Here is a 23204-nt window from a genome sequence, read left to right on the forward strand (position 1 = left end):
TCATCGACAGCCCCCTCTCCCTCCGGGAGAGGGGGGATCAGCGGCCGAAGAACTGATAGAACTCGCGCAGCTCTGCCTGGGCATCCTCCAGGCTCATCGGGATGAAGCGCATGACCTGATGCGCCGCGCATTGCGCGAGGCGCCCCAGGTCCAGGGGATGAACCCAGCCGAGGACCGGGTAGCCGCCCATGGTCTGACGGTCAGCCATCAGCACGATAGGCTGGCCATCCGGCGGCACCTGGATGGCGCCGCTGACCACCCCCTGCGACCACTGCTGCTGCGGAGCCTCGATCGGCTCGCCCTGCAATCGGGCGCCCATCCGGTCGGACTGTGGGCTGAGCTGCCAGGGCTGTTCGAAAAAAGCTCGCGCCTGCTCGTCGGCAAAACTCGCTGCGTCGCCACCGATCACCGCCCTGATGAGCTGTGGAGCCTGATAATCGGGTAGCCAGGGCCAAGGCACGCTGGCCCCGCGGATCATTCCTCCCGGCCGGCCCAGCAGGCAATCACCTTCGGCCAGCTTGCGCCCTTCCCCGTCCAGCCCGCCCAGCCCCTCGCGCAACTGGCAGGCGACGCTACCCAGCACCGCCTCGGCCTGGATACCGCCATCGATGGCCAGATAGGCACGTTGGCCGCTGCGGGCAAAGCCGATCCGCAGGTACTGCCCGCTCTGCACATGGAAGCGCGACCAGTTGCGGCGTGGCTCGTCGTCGACGGTGATTGGCATATCCGCACCCGCCAGCGCCACCCAGGCGTCCTCTTCCACTACCAGTTCGACACCGCCCAGGGCGATTTCCAGCACTGCGCTACCCCAAGGGTTGCCCAACAATCTGTTCGCCCAGGCCGCCGCCTGGATATCCATCGGGCCGGCAGGCGACACGCCGAGGTGCTGCCAGCCGAACCGGCCACCATCCTGCAGCAGGCTGAGCGGGCCCGGCTTGTTTACCCGCAGGGCGCTCATGGCTCCCCTCCTTCCGCCAGGTAAGTCGCCTCGTCAATCGAGACAAAGCGAACCCGATCCCCCAGCGCCAGTGGGCAAGGCGGTTCGCGACGGGCGTCGAACAGTGTCCAGGGGCAGCGACCGAGTAGATGCCAGCCACCGGGAGAGGCCTGTGGATAAATGGCCGTCTGTCGTTCGGCGATGGCCAGGCTGCCGGCCGGTACGCGGATACGCGGGCTGGCGCGGCGCGGCAGGGCCAGACGTGCATCCAGCCCGCCGAGATAAGCGAAGCCTGGTGCGAAACCTATCGCACCGACCTGGTACTCGACGTCCGAATGCATCGCGATCACCTGCTCCTCCGAAAGCCGACAGGCCTCAGCGACCCAGGGCAGGTCCTCGCCACCGTACCAGATGGGAATCTCATGCAGACGAGCGGCTGACTCCGGCACAGGGGTCGCCAGCCACTCCTCGAGCAAGGGCCCCAGGTGTGCGGCGAGGGCCTGATGGTTGGTGAGCGTCAGGTCGTAGTGCAACAGCAGAGTGGTCCAACCCGGCACCAGGTCGACCAGCAGATAGTCGAAGCGCTGGCGCAGCGTCTCCGCCAGGGCGGCGATACGCAGCGGCAGGCCGGCATCCGGTTCATCGGCCAGCACCAGCAACAGCGCCTCGGCGCCGGCAGGTTCGAGACGGATCATAGAGCGTCCAGTTTGCCCCGCAGCCGGCGCAGCACGGCGAGGGATTCGGGATTGTCGCCATGCACGCAAAGGCTATCGGCGGTGAGGCACAGGGGCTTGCCGTCGATATCCGGGAACGGCTCGCCCGTGGCGATGGCCAGTGCCTGGTCGATAATTCTTTCGGGGTCATGGTGCACCGCTCCGGCCAGGCGCCTCGGGGCAAGCTGGCCATCGGAGAGGTAGGCGCGGTCGGCGAAGGCCTCGAACATCAGCGGGACATCCGCGGCATCGGCCAATTGCAGCTCGCGACTGTTGTCGGCCAGCGCCAGGACCATCAGCGGCAGGCCCTTGCGATAGCTCGCGCAGGCATCGAGCACGGCAGCCAGCAGGGCGTCATCGCGCACCAGGTCGTTGTAGAGCGCGCCATGGGGTTTGACGTAGGCCACCTGGGTGCCAACCGCGCGGCAGAAGGCTTCCAGCGCGCCGATCTGATAGAGCACCTGGGCGCGAACCTCCTCAGGCATGCAGGCCATATGGCGGCGACCGAACCCGGCCAGGTCCGGGTAGGCCGGATGCGCCCCGATGCGCACGTCGTGACGGATGGCAAGCTCCACCGTGCGCTGCATGGTCAGGGGGTCGGAGGCGTGGAAACCACAGGCCAGGTTGGCCTGGTCCACCAGCGGCATGGCGTGCTCGTCGTCGCCCATCTTCCAGGCGCCGAAGCTTTCACCCATGTCGCAGTTCAGCAGGATTCGTCTGTTCATGGAGGGGATTATGGCTAAAAAACCGGGCACCAACGGAGAAAAGCGTGCAGGAGGCGCCCTCATCATGTAGGGGCGAATTCATTCGCGAAAGCGGACCGCAGGTCTGCCCACACAAGTCCGCACGGTGCTCAATATCCCTCTCCCCCGGCCCCTCTCCCAGAGGGGGAGGGGTGACTGTTTCGTAGGAGCCAGCTTGCTGGCGAAGGCGGGAATATTCGCGAGCAAGCTCGCTCCTGCAAGGGATGAGCGGGGATGAGGGCAACCTGACTCAGGCACAAAAAAAGCCCCGCACTCGGCGGGGCGAACGTTCCCCAGGAGCGGGATCACTCGTTTCGGCGCAACGCCCGTCAATACACGTCGCGGCGATAGCGTCCTTCATCAGCGAGCTGCTGAAGTCCCTCGTCGCCGAGGATGTCACGCAAGGCCCGGTCAACGCCTTCAGCCATGCCTTGCAAGCTGCCGCAGACGTAGATCACCGCGCCGTCTGCCAACCACCCACGCAATTCGCCAGCCGCCTCGCGCAGACGGTCCTGCACGTAGACCTTGTGCATCTGGTCGCGGGAGAAGGCCAGGTCGAGACGCTGCAGGTCGCCGCTGGTGAGCCAGCCTTGCAGTTCATCGCGGCAGTAGAAGTCATGGGCCTGGTTGCGCTCGCCAAACAGCAGCCAGTTGCGCTGGCACCCGGCGGCGATGCTCGCTTTCAGCAAGCTGCGCAGGCCGGCCAGGCCGGTCCCGTTGCCGATGAAGATCAGCGGGCGTTCTTCGTCGATCAGATGGAAGCGACTGTTACGGCGCAGGCGCAGCGGCACGGCAGCGCCCTCCGGCAAGTAGTGGGTCAGCCAGCCGGAAGCGATGCCCAGGCTGCCATCGGCGTGCTCCTCCTGACGTACGATCAGTTCCAGCACGCCATCGCTGGCCAGCGATGCAATGGAATACTGCCGCACGGAGAGGCCAATCAGCGCCTGCACCAAGGCTTGCGGATGCAGGCCCACCAGATGCTCGAAGGAGTTCGGCAGCAGGCGCCCAGCCAGGGCCTGACGCACCGGTTGGCGCACACCATCCAGCTCGACCTGAGCGTCGCCGTCCAGGTGATGCTGTTGCAGCCATGCCGCGATACGGGGCTCGGCCTGGCGCGGGAGGATCTCCACCAGGTCACCTGCCTGCCAGCTCATATGGCTGCCAGCCGGGGCGCGCAGGCGCAGCAGCCAGGTGGATTCACCCTGGCTACCCGGATTGAGGTGTTCGCGCTGCTCCAGGGTCCAACTTTCGAACACCGGGCCGCTCCAGGGCGTCAGCACGCTGCCGCCCGAAACGTCAGCAAGCTGCTCCTGCCACTTCTGCAAAGCGGCGCCGTCGCCCCCATCGACCTCGACGGGCTCGAACAACTGGCTGGCGCCCTGCCCTTTCAGCCACGCCTGGAGACGTCGGCCAAAGCCGCAGAACTGCTCGTACTGCCGATCGCCCAGGGCGAGCACGGCAAAACGCAGCCCCGCCAGTTGGGAAGCCTGGCCCAGCACCTTGCGCTCGAAGCCTCGTGCGTTGTCCGGGGCTTCACCGTCACCGAAGGTGCTGACCACGAACAGCGCATTACGCGCCTGCGCCAAGGCGCTACCGTCCAGCGTGGCGAGCGGCTCTACGCGCACCGGCAAGCCCGCAGCCTGTAACTGACCGGCACTTTGCCAGGCCAGTTGTTCGGCAAAGCCGCTCTGGCTGGCGAATCCGATCAACCAGGCGTCCTGGTCCGCACTGCTTGCCAATTCGCCACGGGCGTCGCGGACTGCGCGCTTCTTGCGACGGCGATCGAGGTAGAGCAACCAGCCGGTGATGAAGAACAGCGGCATGGCGAGGCTCGCCAGCATCATCAGGATGCGCCCGGTCAGGCCGAAGTATTCACCCACATGCAGGGCATAGACGCTGGTCAGCAGCTGCGCCTTGAAGCTCTTGTCAGCGTAGCGCTCGTGGCGCTTGATCTCGCCGTTGGCCGGATCGAGGGTGATCTGGTTGAAGGCGCGCGGGTGCGCTGCGCCCCTTTCGAGGTAGAAGACTGTGGCCGGCTGACCGCCGACGGGCGGCAGGCGCAGGTTGTAGGCTGCCATGTCGGCGCCCACGCTGCGGCGGATGCTGTTCCACACGGCGTCATAGTCCACCACCAGCGGCGGGCCGGAGGGCGCCTGCATGGCGGGGCGGCCACGGCCTTCACCTCGGCGCTCGCCCGGTTTGCCTTGCTGCCCGGCAGGCGCATCCGAAAGCAGCCGATTGAGCCCTTCGCGGTACCAGTCGTAGGACCAGAACAGGCCGGTCAGTGCCGCCATGAGATAAAACAGCAAGCACCAGGTGCCGGCCACGGCATGCAGGTCCCAGTTGAAGCTGCGGCCCTTGCGCGACCAGTCGAGGGTCAGCCAGGCACGCCAGCTGCCGGCCTTGCGCGGCCAGCGCAGATACAGGCCGGAGAGGCAGAAGAAAATCAGGATCAGCGTGCACGCAGCGGTGATCTGCTTGCCGAACTCGCCCATGGCGAGGAAACGGTGCAGTTGCAGCATCAGGCCAAAGAATTGCTGGCCGGCGGGTTGGCCCAGCAGTTCGCCGGTATATGGATCGAAGTAACGCATCGGCCCACGACGCTCGCCGGGCGGCGGCGCGAAGAATACCCGCGCGGCGTTGTCGCTGTGGGTCTCGACCCAGAGTCCGGCGACCTTCTTGCCTTCGGCTGCCTCGATCTTCTGCACCAGTTCTGCAGGCGGCAGAACGCCGCTGTCACGAACTTCGACCTGCAAGGTCGCTGGGTTGAGCAGGCGGAGAATCTCGTCCTGGAAGCTGTAGGCCGCTCCCGTCACGCCCATCAAAGCCAGCACCAGCCCGGCACTGATGCCGAACAACCAGTGCAGCTGGAACAGGGTTTTCTTCAACACGTGGATTACCTCGGGTGCGCGCCTGGCGGTGCGCGAAATCGCATTCAGGGTCGGCCCCATGCCTGACCGCGACGAGATTCTATTTGAGAACGGGATGCATTAAATGATGTTTCGGAAGGTTTACCCATTATTTACAGCCTGCTCCCATCATCGGACCGAACCGGCGGGCCCTGCATACCAGCAGGGCCCTCCGGTCGTTCATTAGAACGAATAGGTAGCGGAAAGGATCGCCGAACGGGCATCACCGTATTCGATGGCCGAGGTGCGGGCGTTTGTGCCGATGCTCTGGCGCACGCGCTCGACATAGTCCTCGTCGAACAGGTTGTTGACGTTCAGCTGCAGGTCCAGGTTCTCGTTGACCTTGTAGCCGACCATGGCGTTGTGGACCCAGTAGTCATCCAGCTTGGCCCTGGTGCTGGAACTGACGTTGCGCTCGCTGACGTAGCGCGCACCGTAGCCCAGAGTCCAGCCTTCGGGCAGCTCGTAGGTGCTCCACAGGTTGAAGGAGTGCGGCGGCGTGTTGCCCAGGGCCTGGCCTTCTCGTGCGGGATCCACCTCGGACTTGATCGTCTCGCTGTCGAGGAAGGTGTAGTTGGCGAAGACATTCCAGCGGTCGGTGATCTTGCCGGTGGCGCCCAGTTCGACACCCTGCACGCGCTGCTCGCCGGCCAGGATGTAACTGCCGTCAGCCAGTTGCTCGCGGGCATCTGTCTTCTCCACGCGGAACAACGCGCCATCCAGCATCAGGCTGCCATCCAGGAACTCCCACTTGGTGCCCAGCTCCCAGGTCTCGTTCTTCTCCGGGTCCAGGCTCTGGGTGCCGGCGTTCAGGCCACCACCGCTGCTCGCCGCGCTTTCAGCAGACGGGTTGAAGGAGGTGCCCCAGGCCAGATAGATGCGGCCATTGTCCGTCGGCTTGTAGACCAGGCCCGCGCGGCTGCTCAGCTCTTCATCCTTGGAGGAAAAATCGCCGGTCTTCACGTGGGTTGCCGAGTAGGTGTCGCTTACTGCGTCGAACCAGTCGTAGCGCAGGCCCAGGTTCAGGTCCCACTTCTCGTTCAGGGCGATGGTGTCGAAGACGTACATCGCCTTGTTATCCAGCTGGTTCTCGGTGTAGCCGGTGGTGGTCTTGATAGCCGGGCCGGTCCAGTAACCCGGCGGGTTGTAGAGGTCATAGCCGTTAGCTGGATAGCCTGCGGCACCCGTGCCCAGGCCGTGGTTATAAGTCTGGAGGTCAAAGTCCTCGCGGGAAATCTCAACGCCGGTCACCAGCTCGTGGCCCAGTCCAGCCGTGTCGAAACTGACCCGCAGGTTGGTCTGGTTGATCCACATCTCGGTGGTGATGTCACGACCATAGGCCTGGGGACCGGCCGGACGATAGCGGCCCGCCGGCACGCCGGTGAGGTTCACATGGGAGGCGGAAACTACAGTGTCACGGTCGATGCGGCTGTAGCGAGTCAGGTTCTGCAGCCGCAGATTGTCGTTGAAGTCGTGCTCGAGGTTGGCCGTCAGGGCGTTCTGCTCGATCTCTTCCTTGTCCAGGTTCTTCCAGCCGTAGTAGTCCTCTCGGTCCACACCCGACAGCTTCTTGCCGTCCAGGGCGGGCACGCCGTAGTCCGGCAGATTGTCGTCGGTCTGGTGGAAGGCGCTGAGGGTCAGGCGGGTGGAGTCGCTGAAGCCCAGGCGCAGGGAAGGCGCGATGCCCCAGCGCTCGCGGTCGATCTCATCGCGACCGGGCACGTCATTCTCATGGGCCATCAGGTTCAGGCGGAAAGAGCTGTCGGTGCCGACCCCTTCCAGCGGCTGATTGGTGTCCAGGGTCAGGCGATGGTAGTTGTCCGTCCCCAGGCCACCCCCGAGCTGGGTGAAAGCGTTGTCCTGCGGCTGCTTGCTGATGATGTTGATACTGCCGCCGGTAGTGCCGGCACCGCCGAATACGGAGTTCGGCCCCTTGATCACTTCCACCTGCTCGATGTTGAAGGTGTCGGTGCGGCTGGTCTGGGCGCTGTCGCGCAGGCCATCGATCTGGATGTTGCTGTTGGCGGAGAAGCCGCGGATGTTGATGCTGTCGCCAGAGCCGCCACCGCCCTCGCCGGCGTTGAAGGTGATGCCGGAGACGTTGGACAGCACCTGGCGCAGACTCAGCGCCTGTTGCTCCTGGATGACTTCCTTGGGCACTACCGTAATGGTCTGCGGGGTATCCAGCAGCGGCGCCGTGTATTTGGCGGAGGAGGATTGCTCGACCTTGTAAGTCTTCTCCGCCTTGCCATCGACCTTGACGCTATCGAGCTGAAGGGCCTGGTTCTGTTCGGCAGCCAGTGCAAAGCTGGTAGAAGAGGCGATGGCCAGGCCAATGGCGCTGGCCAGCAGGGCACGCTGTGGCTGTTTGGCAGATTTGGTCTTAATGGTCATAAGAATCACTCCCCAGTGAATTTGAGGCGCGATTCTATTTGCGAATGTTTATCAGTAAACATTTTTATTTGATCTTTACACTTTCTTTACATTCGATGCGGAGCTTCTTGTTTTCGTAAAGAAACGAAAATCCGCAAGAAAAGCGACAGAAAGCGCATGCTTGAGCCGCCTCTCTCATGGCGAGCCTGCCGATGCGGAGAAAGAAAAGATCGGCTTGAAACAGGTGACCGATCAGTCACAAATAGAACGACAAAAACCAAGCTCGGTAATCACTGGCCTGCAGGCCGCCAGAGACGCGAGGCATCGATCGCGTCCAAGGCGGGGCAGCCGGTCAGCGCCATAGCCACTTCAAGCTCAGCACGCAGCAAATGCAGGACGTGGGCAACACCCACGGCGCCCGCTGTCGCCAGCCCATGGACGTACGGCCTCCCGACCAGCACGGCGCTGGCGCCCAGTGCCAACGCCTTGAAGATGTCGGTGCCCCGCTGGATACCGCCATCGAGCAGCACGGGAAGCTTGCCCCCTACCGCCCGAACTACAGAAGGCAGCACGTCGAGTGTGGCGGGAAGGCCGTCCAGGGTTCGTCCGCCATGGTTGGAGACGATCACCCCGGCAATGCCCTGCTCCACCGCGCGCATCGCATCCGCTGGAGCCATCACACCTTTGACCAGCACCGGCAGGCGGGTCAGGGACTGCAGCCACTCCAGATCCGTCCAGGTTGGCGCATGCGCCAGCAATGGGCTGCCGAAAAGCGGGCTCGCGCCGGGCTGCGCCACGCTGGGCGGTAGGCTGCGCATGCCGCGAAGGTTAACCGCCTCCACACCCTCGGGGAGGACGAAGCCGGCGCGCTGTTCGCGGTTACGCATGCCGTTGACCGGCGCATCCACGGTGACCACCAGCGCCTTGTAACCGGCAGCTTCGACGCGCCGCACCAAATCCAGCGTGAAGTCGCGATCTGGCTGGATGTAAAGCTGGAACCAGAGCGGCGTCTGCGCGGCCTGGGCGATAGCCTCCAGAGACACGCTGGCCTGGGTGCTGACGACCATTCCGGCTTTCATGGCCGAGGCACCCAGCACGCTGGCCAACTCGCCGTCAGGATGCGCGAGCTTCTGGAACGCCACGGGCGCCAGGAGGATGGGATAGTCGAGGTCCAGCCCGCAGAGCTGCAACCGCGTATGGCCGTCCGTGAGGTCCTCCAGGACACGACTCTGCAGGCGCAGGCACTCGAAGGCGGCCCGGTTGTCGCGCAGGGTCAGTTCGTCCGCGGCACCACCTGCCAGGTAGGCCCAGGCCTGAGCGGTCATTCGCTCGCGGGCGAAAGACTCATAGTCGGCGACGGCCGCAATCTCGGAAGGAATCTGCACAAGCTTTGGCAAGGGAGTCATCGTGGGCACCCTCAGGTATTCGACCATTGCCGCAGCAGGTTGTGGTAGACGCCACTGAGGCGTACCAGGGCTTCGCTTGCCGGTGTTTCGCGGGTCAGTTGCTGGATGGCGGTGTCCAGGTCCAGCAGCATGGCGCGCTGGCTGTCCTCGCGGACCAGGCTCTGGATCCACATGAACGAAGCGAGGCGCGCGCCACGGGTCACCGGGTTGACCCGATGCAGGCTACTGCCGGGATAGAGCACCAAGTGGCCGGCCGGCAGCTTGACGCTGTGGCTGCCGTAGGTGTCTTCGACCACCAGTTCGCCGCCCTCGTACTCGTCCGGGTCACTGAAGAACAACGTGGCGGACAGGTCGCTGCGCACCCTGTGCGGAGTGCCCGGCACACTGAAAATGGCGTTGTCGATGTGATTGCCATAAGTGCCGCCGCCGGTATAGCGGTTGAAGCGCGGCGGCAGCACCTTCAGCGGCAAGGCTGCGGCCATGAACTGTGGGTTGCTGCCAAGGCGCTCGACGATGAAGTCACCGATCTCGATGGCCAGTGGATCGTCCTGGGCCAGTTGCTGGTTGTCCTTCGCGCGCACGGCCATATGCCCAGCGGTAACCCGGCCGTCCTGCCAGTTGGCCTCGTCCAGGGCCTCGCGGCATTTGCGGACCTGATCGGCGGTGAGCACATCGGGAATCTGCAGCATCACGGGGATCGCCCTCCATCGAGCCGGGGCCAGGATCACCCTGCGGGCGCCCTGGCTGATAAGCGTTTGCAAATAGAATTGCTGCGCATCTTACTTGGAGGAGCCGCGTCGAGAAACCTGAGGCGAAGTGCCGCACGCGCCAGTACGACCAAGACTGCAGGGGCGAGCTTGCTCGCAAACATCAGCCACGCCTTCGCCAGCAAGCTGGCTCCTACAAAAGCGCAACACGACCGCCAGCCGAGACACCGCTGCCCCGGTAGGAGCGAGGGGGACGCCGAGTTCTTGCTCGCGAACAGGTCTTTTCCACGAGCAAAGACCAGGCGCCCCTCACTCCTGCCCCCAAAAGGAAAGGAAGTAGAAGCCGCCACACCTCAACCCGCCAAAAACAAAGCCCGCCATCTAGGCGGGCTCGTTTGCACCGGGGCAACTTACAGGTAGTAGGCCTTCAGCGGCGGGAAGCCGTTGAATTCCACCGCGCTGTAGCTGGTGGTGTAGGCGCCGGTCGACAGCCAGTAGAGGCGATCTTCGGCGGCCAGGTTCAGCGGCAGGCCGTACTTGTAGTTCTCATACATGATGTCGGCGCTGTCGCAGGTCGGGCCGGCGATCACCACTTCTTCTACTTCGCCCTTCTTCTCGACCCAGATCGGGAACTTGATGGACTCGTCCATGGTTTCGATCAGGCCGGAGAACTTGCCCACGTCGGTATAGATCCAGCGCTCAACCGCAGTACGCGACTTGCGCGCCACCAGCACCACTTCGCTGACCAGGATACCGGCGTTGGCGATCAGCGAGCGGCCCGGCTCGAGGATGATTTCCGGCAGCTCGTCACCGAAGTCTTCCTTCAGGAAGCGGATGATCTCTTCGGCATAGGTTTCCAGGCTGTTGGTGCGCTGGATGTAGTTGGCCGGGAAGCCACCGCCCATGTTGATCATCTGCAGGGTGATGCCGTCTTCTTCCTTCAGGCGCTCGAAGATCACCTTGACCTTGGCAATGGCGGCGTCCCAAACGTCAATATCGCGCTGCTGCGAGCCAACGTGGAAGGACACGCCGTAAGGCACCAGGCCCAGTTGCTTGGCGAGGATCAGCAGGTCCAGGGCCATGTCCGGGTTGCAGCCGAACTTGCGCGACAGCGGCCAGTCAGCCGAAGTGGAGCCTTCGGTGAGGATACGCACGTAGACCTTGGAGCCCGGCGCGGCCTTGGCGATGTTGCGCAGGTCAGCCTCGGAGTCGGTGGCGAACAGGCGCACGCCCTTCTCATAGAAGTAGCGAATGTCGCGGGCTTTCTTGATGGTGTTGCCGTAGCTGATGCGCTCCGGGCCAACGCCCGTCTTCATCACCTTGTCCAGCTCATAGATGGAGGCGATGTCGAAGTTGGAGCCCTTGTCGCGCAGCAGCTCGGTGATCTCGGTAGCCGGGTTGGCTTTCACCGCGTAATAGATCTTGGCGAAGGGGAAGCAACTGACCAGCTGGTCGTAGGAATCGACGATGGTCTGCTTGTCGATCACCACGAACGGGGTTTCGTGCTTATCGGCAAACGCCTTCATACGCTGGAAAGTTTGGGGCGAGAAATAGTCTTCGACCTTGATCGACATGCGAGGGACTCCATATGGCAAAACAAACAAAAGTTGTCAGGGGTGGCCGGTGGTTACCTGGCCGGAACGTCTGATCAGTTTCCCCACTTTGGTTCGCCTACTTCCCAAGGCATGTCGCCGAGGATTTACAGTCATTTCTGACTGCCAACCTCTCGTCGTCAGTACTTGAGCCGGATGGATCGTTGCCAGCATGGACGTTCGGGCGCGAACTTTAGGGCCATGGGGGCTCTAGATCAATCAAAAATTGCCGCTTTGGAGCATCCCTTTGTCGCATCGCCAGTTGACTGTTTTGGATATGCAACAGGGCGCCCCAAAATACCGCACGAAGCCTGCAAGCCCCACTCGCCCGGTAGCCGCCGCTTGACCTGCGATTGCCGCTATAATCGCCGCCTTTTTTGACAGACCGACTATTCGTCGACGGGTTCCTTCTCCATGAGCATTCAGGCTGCCGAAGTCGCGAAGCGCCGCACCTTCGCCATCATTTCCCACCCCGACGCGGGTAAGACCACCATCACCGAGAAGCTGCTGCTGATGGGCAAGGCGATTGCCGTCGCCGGCACGGTGAAGTCGCGCAAGTCCGACCGCCACGCCACCTCCGACTGGATGGAGATGGAAAAGCAGCGTGGTATCTCCATTACCACCTCGGTGATGCAGTTCCCCTATCGCGAGCACATGATCAACCTGCTCGACACCCCCGGCCACGAAGACTTCTCGGAAGACACCTACCGCACCCTGACCGCGGTGGACTCCGCGCTGATGGTGCTGGACGGCGGCAAGGGCGTCGAACCGCGCACCATCGCCCTGATGGACGTGTGCCGCCTGCGCGACACGCCCATCGTCAGCTTTATCAACAAGCTGGACCGTGACATCCGCGACCCTATCGAACTGCTCGATGAGATCGAAGCGGTACTGAAGATCAAGGCCGCACCCATCACCTGGCCGATCGGCTGCTACAAGGACTTCAAGGGCGTATACCACCTCGCCGAAGACAAGGTGATCGTCTACACGCCCGGCCACGGCCACGAACGCACCGAGATCAAGGTGATCGAGAAACTTGATTCGGATGAGGCCCGCGCCCACCTGGGCGACCTCTACGACGACTTCGTCGAGCAACTGGAACTGGTGCAGGGCGCCTGCCACGAGTTCAACAAGGACGAGTTCCTCAAGGGCCACATGACCCCGGTATTCTTCGGTACCGCACTGGGCAACTTCGGCGTCGACCAGGTCCTGGACTGCATCGTCGACTGGGCGCCGCAGCCGCTGTCGCGGGCCACCCACGAGCGCCAGGTGGAGCCCACCGAGGAGAAGTTCTCCGGCTTCGTGTTCAAGATCCAGGCGAACATGGACCCCAAGCATCGCGACCGCATCGCCTTCATGCGCATCTGCTCGGGCAAGTACGAAAAGGGCATGAAGATGCGCCACGTGCGCCTGGGCAAGGACGTGAAGATCGCCGACGCCCTGACCTTCTTCTCCTCCGAGCGTGAGCAGCTGGAAGAGGCATTTGCCGGCGATATCATCGGCCTGCACAACCATGGCACCATCCAGATCGGTGACACCTTCACCGAAGGCGAGGTGCTGGGCTTTACCGGTATCCCGCACTTCGCTCCGGAACTGTTCCGCCGCGTGCGCCTGAAGGACCCGCTGAAATCCAAGCAGCTGCGCCAGGGCCTGCAGGAGCTGGCCGAGGAAGGCGCCACCCAGGTGTTCTTCCCGCAGCGCAACAACGACATCATCCTCGGTGCCGTGGGTGTGCTGCAGTTCGACGTGGTCGCCAGCCGCCTGAAGGAGGAATACAAGGTCGAGTGCGCCTACGAGGCAATCAACGTCTGGTCTGCACGCTGGATCGAATGCGCTGACAAGAAGAAGCTCAATGAATTCTCTGACAAGGCGATGGAAAACCTCGCGGTGGATGGCGGCGGCCACCTCACCTACCTGGCCCCCACCCGCGTCAACCTCAGCCTGATGGAAGAGCGCTGGCCGGACATCAAGTTCCGCGCCACCCGCGAGCACCACTGATCAGCACTCCGTAGGAGCGAGCTTGCTCGCGAACATTCACCGTTCGCCAGCAAGTTGGCTCCTACAACCCCGCCTACGCGCCGCCTTCATTCCGCGAAATCTCCCCGATCCGTTCAGGTTTTCTCGCCCCACCGGGGCGGGATCGGCGATTGGTTTGTTCCTTGGTCAGGCGGTACCATCCCGAACGGTGTAAGCCCCTTATTGCCCGGCCTCGAAGGAAATCGCAGCTTGGACACCCCACGCGAGAGACAGCCAAGGACCAACCCCGAGGAGCGCCGCGAACACCTGGTGCGCGCCACCCTGAAGTGCCTGGTCGCCGAAGGCCACGCGGGGATATCAGTGCGCCGAATCGCCAAGGAGGCGAACGTCGCAATCGGCCTGATCAACCACTACTTCGGCAGCATCGATGCCCTGGTGGCGCTGGCCTACGAGACCTTGGCCAACGAAGTGAGCCAGGCCCTCAAAGCGCAGATCGAGCAAGCGGGCACCGACCCCTCAGCGCGCCTCGAAGCCTTCCTCGTCGGCTACTTCTCCCCCGTGACACTGGACCCTGACCTGCTCAGCCCCTGGGTGGTGTTCTGGAGCCTGATCCGTCACTCACCGCAGGTGAATGACGCCCACGAGCGCACCTACGGCAGCTCCCTGGGCCTGCTCGAGACGCTTTTGTCCGACCTTGCCAAAAAGGAAGGCTTCCACATCGCCAAGCCGCGCCTGGCCGCCATTGCGCTCTCGGCAATGCTCGACGGCCTATGGCTCGAGTGGTGCCTGAACCCCGACAACTTCAGCGCCGAAGAAGGCCTGGACATCTGCCGCCGCTGGGTAGACAGCCTGCGCCGCGGCGCCTATGCCTGAGCGCGCATAGCCGGACTTCAACTTGTAGGATGGGACGAGCGAAGCGATTCCCATCGATGGCGGCTGCCCCGACTGACGGGTATCGCAGGCTCAACCCATCCTACGGCTGTAGCCAGCGTGCGGGCTAACAGCGCACATTCGCGAGCAAGCTCGCTCCTACAGAATCGGAACGCCAGCGCTGTGAGGGCGCACCGCGGCCCCTTCGTCAGCTCGCCCGACGAAACATCGCTCGTCCCTCAGCCCGCGCAAAACCGGCCTCGATCATGAAGGTCAGGCAGATGTAGATCCCCGCCACCAGCAACAGCGGCTGGTAAATCTGGAACGTCTGCGCGCGCACCACGTTGGCAGCGCCCAACAGATCGACCACGGCAACGGTCGACGCCAGCGCGGTGGACTTGAGCAGCATCACCGTTTCGCCCGCCAGGGTCGGCAGCAACAGACGGATCGCCCGGGGCAGCCAGACCCGCATCAACACCAGCCGATGCCGCATGCCGAAGGCAGCCGCCGCCTCCAGTTCGCCCTTGGGCACTGATTTCATGCCGCCCCGGATCACCTCCCCGACGTAAGCGCCAACCGAAAGCACCAGCGCCAGGACGATGTACCAGAAGCCATCGCGCAGGTATGGCCAGAGGAAACTGCTGCGGATCAGCGGGAACTGCGCGAACAGGCTCCCTAAGCCGTAATAGAAGATGTAGATCTGGACCAGCAGCGGCGTGCCACGAATCACGCTGGTGTAAGCCAGGCTGACGCCCGAGACCAGCGAATTGCGCGACATCCGAGCCAGCGCCACCAGCAAGGCCAGCGCGAAGCCCAGCACCGCTGAGATAAGCAGCATCAGCAACGTGGTGCCAAGGCCATCCAGAAGCAATTTGCCGTAGTCAAAAATCCAGGCTGCGGTCATGACAGTCACTCGCTCACACCGAAGGGGCCCAGCGACGGAAACGTCGCTCGAGCCAGCCGGAGAACAGGTTGGAGAGCAGGGTCAGCAGGTAGTAACAGGCTGCTGCGGTGAGGTAAAAGGTCAGGTACTCGCGGGTGGAGCCTGCCGCCTGCTTGGCGGTGAACAGCAGCTCGCTGGTGCCGACCACGCTGATCAGCGCACTGTCCTTGATCAGGTTGATCCAGAGGTTGGCCATGCCTGCCAGGGCATTGGGCGCCATGATCGGCAGGGTGACGCGCTGGAACAGCCCGAGCCCGCTCATGCCGAAGGCGCGGGCCGCCTCGATCTGACCAAAGGGGATGGCCTGGATAGCGCCGCGGAAAATCTCCGAGGCATAGGCGCCCTGCACCAGGCCAAGAACCACGATGGCGACCAGGGTGCCGTTGAGCTTGAGCTCACCGAACCCCAGCCAGGCGAACAGTTTGTTGAGGCCCATGGAGCCGGCGTAGAACAGCACCAGGATCAGCAACAACTCGGGCACCGCACGGCAGATCGTGGTGTAGCCACGCATGACCTGGACCAGCGGGCGTGGCCCATTCAGCTTGGCGACTGCAACACAAAGCCCAATCAGGATGCCGACCAGGAAGGCGCCAACGGAAATTTGCAGGGTTACCAGCAACCCTTTGAGCAGCGCCGGCCCCCAGCCTTGGGAGCCGAAGCCGACGAGATCGAAATAAGACTGCATCGCAGAACCTCAGCGCGAAGCGGAAAGATGCCATTCCGGCTCAGCCGGAATGGCGGGCGATGTTCGCGACCAAGGTCGCTCCTACGCGGCAACGCCGGTTGCGCTCGTAGGAGCCAGCTTGCTGGCGAATGGCTCCGGCAATCACTGTTTCGGCGCAACGCTGACGTCGAAATACTTGGCGGAGATGGTCTTGTAGTCCTCGCTGGCCAGCAGCTTGCCGATGGCATCGTCGAGCTTGGCCTTCAGCGCCTGGTCTTCCTTGCGCAGCCCAGCTCCCATACCGCGGCCGAAGATCGGGTCGTGGGGAACCTCGCCAACGATCTCGATCCCGGCAGCCTGGGCGTCCGCCGACTTGACGAAGGTGGTCACGGCAAGGCCATCGGCCAGCATCACGTCGATGCGTCCGGCCACGAGGTCGGCATTCACCGAATCCTGGGTGTCGTAGTAGCGCACGTCGGCGATGCCCTCGTAGTGCTTCTTCAGGTAGTTGGCGTTGTTGGTGGCGATCTGCACACCCACGGCCTTGCCCTTGAGCGCCCCAGGACTGAGGCTGAAATTCAATGCCTTGGGCGCGACGATCACGGCCGGCGAGTCGTAATAGGCACGACTGAAGGAAATCTGCTTCTCGCGCTCCTCGGTGATCGACATCGAGTTGAAGATCACGTCGACCTTCTTCGCCAGCAGCGCCGGAATGATGCCGTCCCAGGCCACCTCTTCGATTTCGCACTGTGCCTGCATGTCAGCGCAGAGCTTGCGAATCAGGTCCGGCTCGAAGCCGACCCACTGGCCGTCCGGCTGCTTGACCGAGAACGGCGGATAGGGCTCGGCCGCCATCGCGAACTTGAGTGTTTCCGCCTGCGCTCCCGCTGCGCCGGCCATGAGCATTACCGCACCTGCCATCCAACCTGCCAGTCCAGACTTCTTCATCGTGATCCCCTGCCCTGCTTGGTTTTTGTTGTGGTTCGAGCTTGTCGAGGCGGCCGCGTCTGGCGGCCACGGTCATCGATTCTGGTGAGCGTTGACGAACTGCCGGCAGCGCTCGCTGCGCGGCCGGAGGAATACCTCCTGCGGAGGGCCTTCTTCTTCGATCCTGCCCTGGTGCAGGAAGGCCACGTGAGTCGAAACATCCCGAGCGAAGGCCATTTCGTGGGTGACCAGGATCATGGTGCGACCTTCCTCGGCCAGCGACCGGATCACCCGCAACACCTCGCCCACCAGTTCCGGGTCGAGTGCCGAAGTCGGCTCGTCGAACAGCATGACCTTCGGCTCCACCGCCAGGGCCCGCGCAATGGCCACGCGCTGCTGCTGGCCACCGGAAAGGAAGGACGGATACTCGTGACGTTTGGCCGCCAGGCCGACCCGATCCAGCAGAGCCTCGGCACGCTCCGTAGCCTCGGCACGGCTCTCGCGCAGAACCTGGACCGGCGCCTCGATGAGGTTTTCCAGCACGGTACGATGAGGCCAGAGGTTGAAGCCCTGGAACACCATGCCGAGCCGCGAGCGGATACGCGTCAGCTGCTTCTGGTCGGCCACCACCGGCTCGCCAAGGCGATTGCGGCTGAGTTCGATGCGCTCGCCATCGACCTTCACCGAGCCCTCGTTGGGGATTTCCAGCATGTTGATGCAGCGCAGCAGTGTGCTCTTGCCGGAGCCGCTGGCGCCGATCAGCGAGACGATGCTGCCTTCGTGCGCCGTCAACGACACGCCCTTGAGCACCTCGAACTGGCCGAAGCGTTTGTGGATCGAATCCACCTCGATCATCTTCGGCCGCTCTGCTGGCGTCGGGATCGAGGTCGTCCGCACAGAAGCGGCGAAGGCCGGGCGAGGTTCCAGGCCGGCGGCGAAACGCCGGATGCGCGCACAGGCCTCGGCCAGCTGCTCTTCACCCAGGGTGAAGGACAGCCGTACGAAGCCCTCCGCTGCAGGGCCGAAGGCGGCAGCGTCGAGCACGGAAACACCGGTCTCACGGAACAGGCGCCAGGCGAAATCCAGCGAGCTGAAGCCAGTCTCGCGCACATCCAGCAGGACAAACATGCCGGCCTCTGGGGCCAGGACCTTGAGCGGCGTGCAGCCCGACAGGGCATCCACCACCAGGTCGCGCCGGCGCCGATAGATGTCGCGCATGCCCTGCGTGACATCGTCGTAGGCCAGTACGGCGGCCAGCGCCGCTTCCTGCACGAAACCAGGCAGCCCGTAGAGCATGTTCAGCGCCAGGTTCTCGATGTGCGCAACCAGTTGAGGCTGGGCAATCACCCAGCCGGCGCGCCAGCCGGTCATCGCGTGGGATTTGGACAGGCTGCCAATGCTGACGGTGCGTTCACGCATGCCCGGCAAGGTGGCAATCGAGCAGTGAGGCTTCTCGAAACAGAGGCTTTCGTACACCTCATCCGCCACCACCCAGAGATCGTGCTCCTGCGCCAGCGCGGCGATGCCTTCGAGCTCGGCAGCGCTGAGCACGGCACCGGTCGGGTTGTTCGGATTGGCGAAGAAGATGGCGCGGGTGCGCTCGTTGATCGCAGCCTTCAGGGCGGCAATATCCGGGCGAAAACCACCTTCGGCAGGACAAGGCACCCTGACCAGGGTCGCGCCGGTGGTCTTGAGGGTGGCCTCGTAGGTCACGTAGACGGGATCGAAGACGATGACCTCGTCTCCGGCCTCCAGCAAACACATGGCAGCGGCGAACAAGCCGTTCTGCGCCCCGGCGACCACGATCACATTCTCGGCGGCAACCGCCTGCCCGAAGCGCCGGCCGTGCAGGTCGGCGACGGCCTGGCGCAGTTCCGGCCGGCCCGCCACGTCGCAGTAATGGGTATCCCCGGAACGCAGCGCATCGACGGCAGCGTCGGTGATGAATTCGGGCGTGGCGAAATCGGGGTCGCCGATGCTGAGGACGATCACATCCTCACCGGCACGCTGGGCCTCGATGGCCGCGTAATGAATGTCCCAGGCGGCTGTGCCTGGCCCTGCCATCCGGTCTACAAGCGAAGCGAAACGCATGTGCTGGCCCCATTTGAAAATGGTGGATTCCGGACCGCTTGGTGGATCGGCGAACCGGCAAGTGGCCCAACATTAGCCCAGCATGAACGAGTGTTCAATAGCGATTTGCGACGTTTTCCCAGAAGAGCTCCAGTGGCCTGTTTGCTGAGCTGTTTAATCTGAATCCGAGCGAGCAAGCGCGGGTCTCCCCTCTCCCTTCGGGAGAAGGGCTGGGGTGAGGGAAGGCCGAAATCAGCCCTCCATGCCCCATCGCCAGGCGCTGGGTATATGCTGCTAGGCCCGCCCTGACTGAACAGGCTGCCATGCTGATCGATACCCACAACCACCTGGATTTCCCGGAGTTCGACGCGGATCGCAACGACGTGCTGGCGCACTGCCGAGCCCTCGGCGTGGAGCGTCAGGTGCTGCTGGGGGTGTTCGAAGGGAATTGGCAGCGGGTATGGAACATGGCGCTCGCCGAGGAGGGACTCCATGCCGCGTTCGGCCTGCATCCGGTTTATCTGGCACAACACCAGCCGGCCCACCTCGATGCCTTGCGACAGAAACTGGAGGCCCACATCGGCCATCCAAAGCTCTGCGCCGTGGGCGAAATCGGGCTCGATTACTTCATCCCTGAACTGGACCGCGCAGCGCAGCAGGACTTGTTCGAAAACCAACTGCAAATGGCCGCGGACTTCGAACTGCCAGCCCTGCTCCACGTTCGCCGGAGCCACGCAGCGGTGATCGCCACGCTGAAACGCTTCCGCCTGAAACGCGCCGGGATCATCCACGCCTTTGCCGGCAGCGTCGAAGACGCCAAGGAATACCTCAAGCTCGGCTTCCACCTGGGCCTGGGTGGCGCCCCGACCTGGCCCCAAGCCAACCGCCTGCGCAAAGTGGTGGCGCAACTGCCGCTGGACGCCATCGTGCTGGAGACCGACTCACCCGACATGGCTCCCGCCATGCACCCTTACGGGCGCAACAGCCCTGAGTTCTTGCCGGATATCTGCGCAGCATTGGCCGAAATCCGAGGCGTCACGCCCGAGGAGCTGGCCACCGCCAGCAGCCGCAATGCCTGCGCGGTATTTGGCTGGTAATCCACAACATGGACCAATCCAGGAGCGAAGCGTAGTCCACGCTTCACCGAGCCGCCCAGGGGCGGGCTTTGCTGTAGGAGCCAGCTTGCTGGCGAAAGAACTCGGCGTCCCCCTCGCTCCTACAGGCCCAGACTACGCGCTGATCAGACCCTGAACGCCCCAATCAGCTGCTTGAGCTGTGCCACCTGCTCGGACAGCTGGCGACTGGCCTGCTCAGTCTGGTTCGCGCCCTGGGCGGTACGTTCGCCAGCGTGGTTGATCTCGACGATGTTCTGATCGATGTCATGGGCCACGGCAGTCTGCTGTTCGGCAGCCGCGGCGATCTGCTGGTTCTGGTCGACGATCATGCCCACCGAGCCGAGGATGTTCTCCAGGGCCTGCTGCACCTTGCCCGACTGGCTGACGGTGCCATCAGCCATCTGGTGGCTGACGCTCATGGCTTTCACCGCTGCGCCCACGCCGCCTTGCAGCTTGTCGATCATCTGCTCGATTTCCTCGGTGGACTGCTGGGTACGCTTAGCCAGGGTCCGCACCTCATCGGCGACCACCGCAAAACCGCGCCCCTGCTCGCCCGCACGCGCAGCCTCGATGGCAGCGTTGAGCGCCAGCAGGTTGGTCTGCTCGGCGATACCCTTGATGACCTCAAGCACCCGGCTGATGGAGGCACTGTCAGCAGCCAGCTGATTGATTACCGCCACCGACTGGTCGATCTCGCTGGCGAGACGTTCGATGCTGCCGACCTGGGACGCCACCAGGGCACGGCCGCTAACCGTCTCCTGATTCACGCTTTGTGCGCTGTCCACCGCGGCAGCCGCGCTGCGTGCCACCTCCTGGGCGGTAGCGGACATCTCGTTCATTGCCGTAGCGACCTGTTCGATCTGGCTGCGCTGACCGGCAACGGCCAGGTTGCTTTCGCCGGAAACGGTCTCGACTCGGCCCGCCTGGCGTTCGACCTCGACCACGGTATGGCCGACCAGCTCGATCAGGTCATGGATCTTCGCCACCGTGCCGTTGAAAACCTGGCCCAGCTCACCCAACTCGTCCCGGCTATCGGCCTTGAAGCTGACCGTCATGTCACCGGACGCGACCTGGTCCATGACCTTGCCAAGGCTCTTCAAGGTGGCCCGGGTGGAAACATAGAAACCGCTGTAGAGATAACCGATGGCAAGGAACACCACCACCAGCGCCACCACCAGCAGGCCGGTCTGGGTACGCTTGCCGGCCAGGCGGTCCTCCAGCTCCGCTTTCAGGAACACCAGGGAGGCATCGTTGAGCTGGTAGGTTTTCTCCAGGGCCGCGCTGACCTGGTCATAGAACTGTGGCCAGGGCATGCTCAGGGTGTCGGCCATGATGACCTTCTCCTCGAACAGCGATGCACTCTGCTTGATGGTGTCGCGGCTGGCAGCGCTCAGCGCATCCAGCGCCTGGTGAGCTCGCGGGCTCCCCGACAACGCATCGGCGATCTTCAGGCCGTACTCGGCATTGAGCTTGTCCAGATCCAGGAGCAGTTCATCCAGTTGGGTACTGGCCGCAGAGTTGAGGAAGCCCTGGCCCAGCGAGTAGGAGCCGGTGGCGCGCCCCTTGCCCAAGGCCCGACTCACGACCGGGGTGACGGAGGTGACCAGTTCGGTGACCTGCCGCACATCGGCCTGGTCATCCTGGCTGAGCCCGGCCTGGGTCGCGACAATCTTGATGAAGACCTGGGCGCCGCCAAGCAGCTTCTCGATCATCGCGCTCTTGCTTTGCAAGGACGTTTCGCTCCTGGCGGCCTGCAACGCAGTCAGCATCTCATCACGCTTGGTGGTGAAAGCTTCGATCTGCGCAGGGTCAAGAGTCACCGGTTCCAGTGCCTTCAGGTCCGCCGCCAGTTGCTGCTCCAGGCCGGCGATACGCTTGTCCAGATCACCAGCCTGGCCGGACTGACCGATCATGGCGTTGATCTGCACCTGGTCGCTGAGGCTTTCGAGATCGCGCCGCACCTTGAGGCTGGCCCCCAGCAGATCGAGGCTTTCCAACTCGGCGCGGGTGCTGACGTACTGGCGGTAGGAATCGCGCACCAGATAGAAGTTGGTGATCAGCATCGGCAGGAAAAACAGAACACTGATCAGACTGAACTTCATGCCGAAGCTGAGGCGATTCATCAGCGCGATGGCAGGATACAACAGAGTCTTCACACGACGTCTCCCGTTCTCATTTCTTGTTATGGGCGTCCACTGCATCGCTGAAACGCAGCCAGCCTGCATCTGTGGCAGGTCACGACTCCGCGTGACTCCTAAGCCAGCTCTCGTTCTTTTGTGAGCCGCTTCAGAAAATTCGTGCAGATTTCGGACACCTGTGTACCCGATATCGACCAGAGTTTCTGTAACTAAAGGTTAAGCAGGAAGGCCCCGCCCAACGGTAGCAATCAACCGTCGGGCGAGCGAAGGAAGTGGGTATTCAGAACACCAGGGCCCAGAGGGCGAAGCCTGCATACCAGAGGACGGCCGCCCGAACCACCAACTGCCACAGGGCATCCAGGGTTGCCACACCGGCCTCGCCATCGTCAGTTGCAGGCACCTCGGCCGCAGCGCGACCGGCAAGATCGATGTAGCTGCGCGCCGAGATTTCCCAGCTGAGCAGCTCATGCAGCAGGACACGGCTGACGGCAACGAAGTTGCCCACCAGGGAAAAGCTCGCGGTCAGGACCCGCACCGGCACCCAGTCGAAGGCATGGCGAACCTGTTCGGCGCGCTCACGCAGGGCCGGCAGGCTGGCATGTTCGACGGTCAGCGCGAGCAGTCGATACGCCAACGCAGCCACAGGGCCGAGCAAGGCATACCAGAAAATCACCGCGAAAAAGCCCTGGTACGCCTGCCAAAGCTGATAGCCCTGCACCTGCTGCAGCAGGTCATCACCCGCATCGGCTTCCAGGCCCAGGTCACGCTCGGCTACGTGATAAGCGCCCTGGGTATCGCCACGCCGCCAGGCGTCGCGGAACGGTCCGAGGTCGGCTAGCACGTCACCGCGCCCGAGGCTGTAGATGATCACCAGGATATGCACCGGTAGCGCCAACCAGCCGTAGGCCAGCGGCTCCAGCGCCGCCAACAACAGCGCCAGCAAAACCAGCGGCAGCACCACCAACAACCCCATCAGCGCCCAGGGCCGCTGCGCCAGTTTCGGATTGGCTTCGGCCTTGGCCAGTTCGCGCCGCCAGGCGCCGTCCTGCTGGATATGTCGACGCCAGGCAGAAAACTTCTCGATCCACAGCACCAGCAAGAGCACCAGAAAACTCATGGG

At 63.5% G+C, this 23204-nt stretch carries 17 protein-coding genes; 3 read left to right on the top strand and 14 right to left on the bottom strand.

Annotated features, from left to right (window positions below; translation table 11 throughout):
* Nucleotides 1-37: 37 nt before the first annotated feature.
* The 8 genes from J7302_RS09030 to J7302_RS09065 all read right to left on the bottom strand — a co-directional run bounded on the left by J7302_RS09030 (nucleotide 38) and on the right by J7302_RS09065 (nucleotide 11362).
* Complete coding sequence (locus tag J7302_RS09030) at nucleotides 38-958, bottom strand: 5-oxoprolinase subunit C family protein (protein WP_215372916.1); 921 nt, start codon at nucleotides 956-958, stop codon at nucleotides 38-40.
* Nucleotides 955-1632, bottom strand: a complete 678-nt coding sequence (gene pxpB / locus J7302_RS09035) for a 5-oxoprolinase subunit PxpB (RefSeq protein ID WP_215372917.1) — start codon at nucleotides 1630-1632, stop codon at nucleotides 955-957. The genes J7302_RS09030 and pxpB overlap by 4 nt, the downstream gene beginning before the upstream one ends.
* Nucleotides 1629-2375 carry a 5-oxoprolinase subunit PxpA gene (locus tag J7302_RS09040; protein ID WP_215372918.1) on the bottom strand — a complete coding sequence of 249 codons (747 nt, stop codon included), beginning with the start codon at nucleotides 2373-2375 and terminating at the stop codon, nucleotides 1629-1631. The genes pxpB and J7302_RS09040 overlap by 4 nt, the downstream gene beginning before the upstream one ends.
* A 347-nt stretch (nucleotides 2376-2722) precedes the next feature.
* Entirely contained in the window at nucleotides 2723-5281 is a 2559-nt protein-coding gene (locus J7302_RS09045) for a sulfite reductase flavoprotein subunit alpha (protein ID WP_251701972.1), read from the bottom strand.
* A 204-nt stretch (nucleotides 5282-5485) separates the two neighbouring features.
* Complete coding sequence (locus J7302_RS09050) at nucleotides 5486-7696, bottom strand: TonB-dependent receptor (protein WP_215372920.1); 2211 nt, start codon at nucleotides 7694-7696, stop codon at nucleotides 5486-5488.
* 269 nt (nucleotides 7697-7965) lie between these two features.
* Nucleotides 7966-9081: an alpha-hydroxy acid oxidase gene (locus J7302_RS09055; RefSeq protein WP_215372921.1), complete on the bottom strand. Its 1116-nt coding sequence runs from the start codon at nucleotides 9079-9081 to the stop codon at nucleotides 7966-7968.
* Nucleotides 9082-9092: 11 nt separating this feature from the next.
* Complete coding sequence (locus tag J7302_RS09060; protein WP_215372922.1) at nucleotides 9093-9773, bottom strand: Fe2+-dependent dioxygenase; 681 nt, start codon at nucleotides 9771-9773, stop codon at nucleotides 9093-9095.
* Between the two features lie 425 nt (nucleotides 9774-10198).
* Nucleotides 10199-11362, bottom strand: coding sequence for a type III PLP-dependent enzyme (locus tag J7302_RS09065; RefSeq protein WP_215372923.1), 1164 nt, complete (start codon nucleotides 11360-11362; stop codon nucleotides 10199-10201).
* 432 nt (nucleotides 11363-11794) lie between these two features.
* Between J7302_RS09065 and J7302_RS09070 the strand changes: the two genes are divergently transcribed.
* Entirely contained in the window at nucleotides 11795-13378 is a 1584-nt protein-coding gene (locus J7302_RS09070; RefSeq protein WP_215372924.1) for a peptide chain release factor 3, read from the top strand.
* Between the two features lie 228 nt (nucleotides 13379-13606).
* Nucleotides 13607-14230, top strand: coding sequence for a TetR/AcrR family transcriptional regulator (locus J7302_RS09075; RefSeq protein WP_215372925.1), 624 nt, complete (start codon nucleotides 13607-13609; stop codon nucleotides 14228-14230).
* Nucleotides 14231-14435: 205 nt separating this feature from the next.
* Here J7302_RS09075 and J7302_RS09080 read toward each other — a convergent pair whose 3' ends face one another.
* The 4 genes from J7302_RS09080 to J7302_RS26805 all read right to left on the bottom strand — a co-directional run bounded on the left by J7302_RS09080 (nucleotide 14436) and on the right by J7302_RS26805 (nucleotide 18852).
* Nucleotides 14436-15131 carry an ABC transporter permease gene (locus tag J7302_RS09080; protein ID WP_215372926.1) on the bottom strand — a complete coding sequence of 232 codons (696 nt, stop codon included), beginning with the start codon at nucleotides 15129-15131 and terminating at the stop codon, nucleotides 14436-14438.
* A 13-nt stretch (nucleotides 15132-15144) separates the two neighbouring features.
* Entirely contained in the window at nucleotides 15145-15855 is a 711-nt protein-coding gene (locus tag J7302_RS09085; RefSeq protein WP_215372927.1) for an ABC transporter permease, read from the bottom strand.
* Nucleotides 15856-15996: 141 nt separating this feature from the next.
* The gene (locus J7302_RS09090) at nucleotides 15997-16782 is read right to left on the bottom strand and encodes a transporter substrate-binding domain-containing protein (protein WP_215372928.1); all 786 of its coding nucleotides are present in this window, start codon (nucleotides 16780-16782) and stop codon (nucleotides 15997-15999) included.
* Nucleotides 16783-16854: 72 nt separating this feature from the next.
* Nucleotides 16855-18852 (bottom strand): aminotransferase class I/II-fold pyridoxal phosphate-dependent enzyme, encoded by a 1998-nt coding sequence (locus J7302_RS26805; RefSeq protein WP_215372929.1) that lies wholly within the window; start codon nucleotides 18850-18852, stop codon nucleotides 16855-16857.
* A 302-nt stretch (nucleotides 18853-19154) separates the two neighbouring features.
* Between J7302_RS26805 and J7302_RS09100 the strand changes: the two genes are divergently transcribed.
* The gene (locus tag J7302_RS09100) at nucleotides 19155-19928 is read left to right on the top strand and encodes a TatD family hydrolase (protein ID WP_215372930.1); all 774 of its coding nucleotides are present in this window, start codon (nucleotides 19155-19157) and stop codon (nucleotides 19926-19928) included.
* Between the two features lie 143 nt (nucleotides 19929-20071).
* Here J7302_RS09100 and J7302_RS09105 read toward each other — a convergent pair whose 3' ends face one another.
* The gene (locus J7302_RS09105; RefSeq protein WP_215372931.1) at nucleotides 20072-22102 is read right to left on the bottom strand and encodes a methyl-accepting chemotaxis protein; all 2031 of its coding nucleotides are present in this window, start codon (nucleotides 22100-22102) and stop codon (nucleotides 20072-20074) included.
* Nucleotides 22103-22364: 262 nt separating this feature from the next.
* Nucleotides 22365-23201 carry a regulatory signaling modulator protein AmpE gene (ampE, locus tag J7302_RS09110; RefSeq protein WP_215372932.1) on the bottom strand — a complete coding sequence of 279 codons (837 nt, stop codon included), beginning with the start codon at nucleotides 23199-23201 and terminating at the stop codon, nucleotides 22365-22367.
* Between the last annotated feature and the right edge of the window lie 3 nt (nucleotides 23202-23204).

Origin of the sequence: Metapseudomonas boanensis (genome assembly GCF_018704125.1) — a bacterium.
GTDB lineage: Bacteria > Pseudomonadota > Gammaproteobacteria > Pseudomonadales > Pseudomonadaceae > Metapseudomonas > Metapseudomonas boanensis.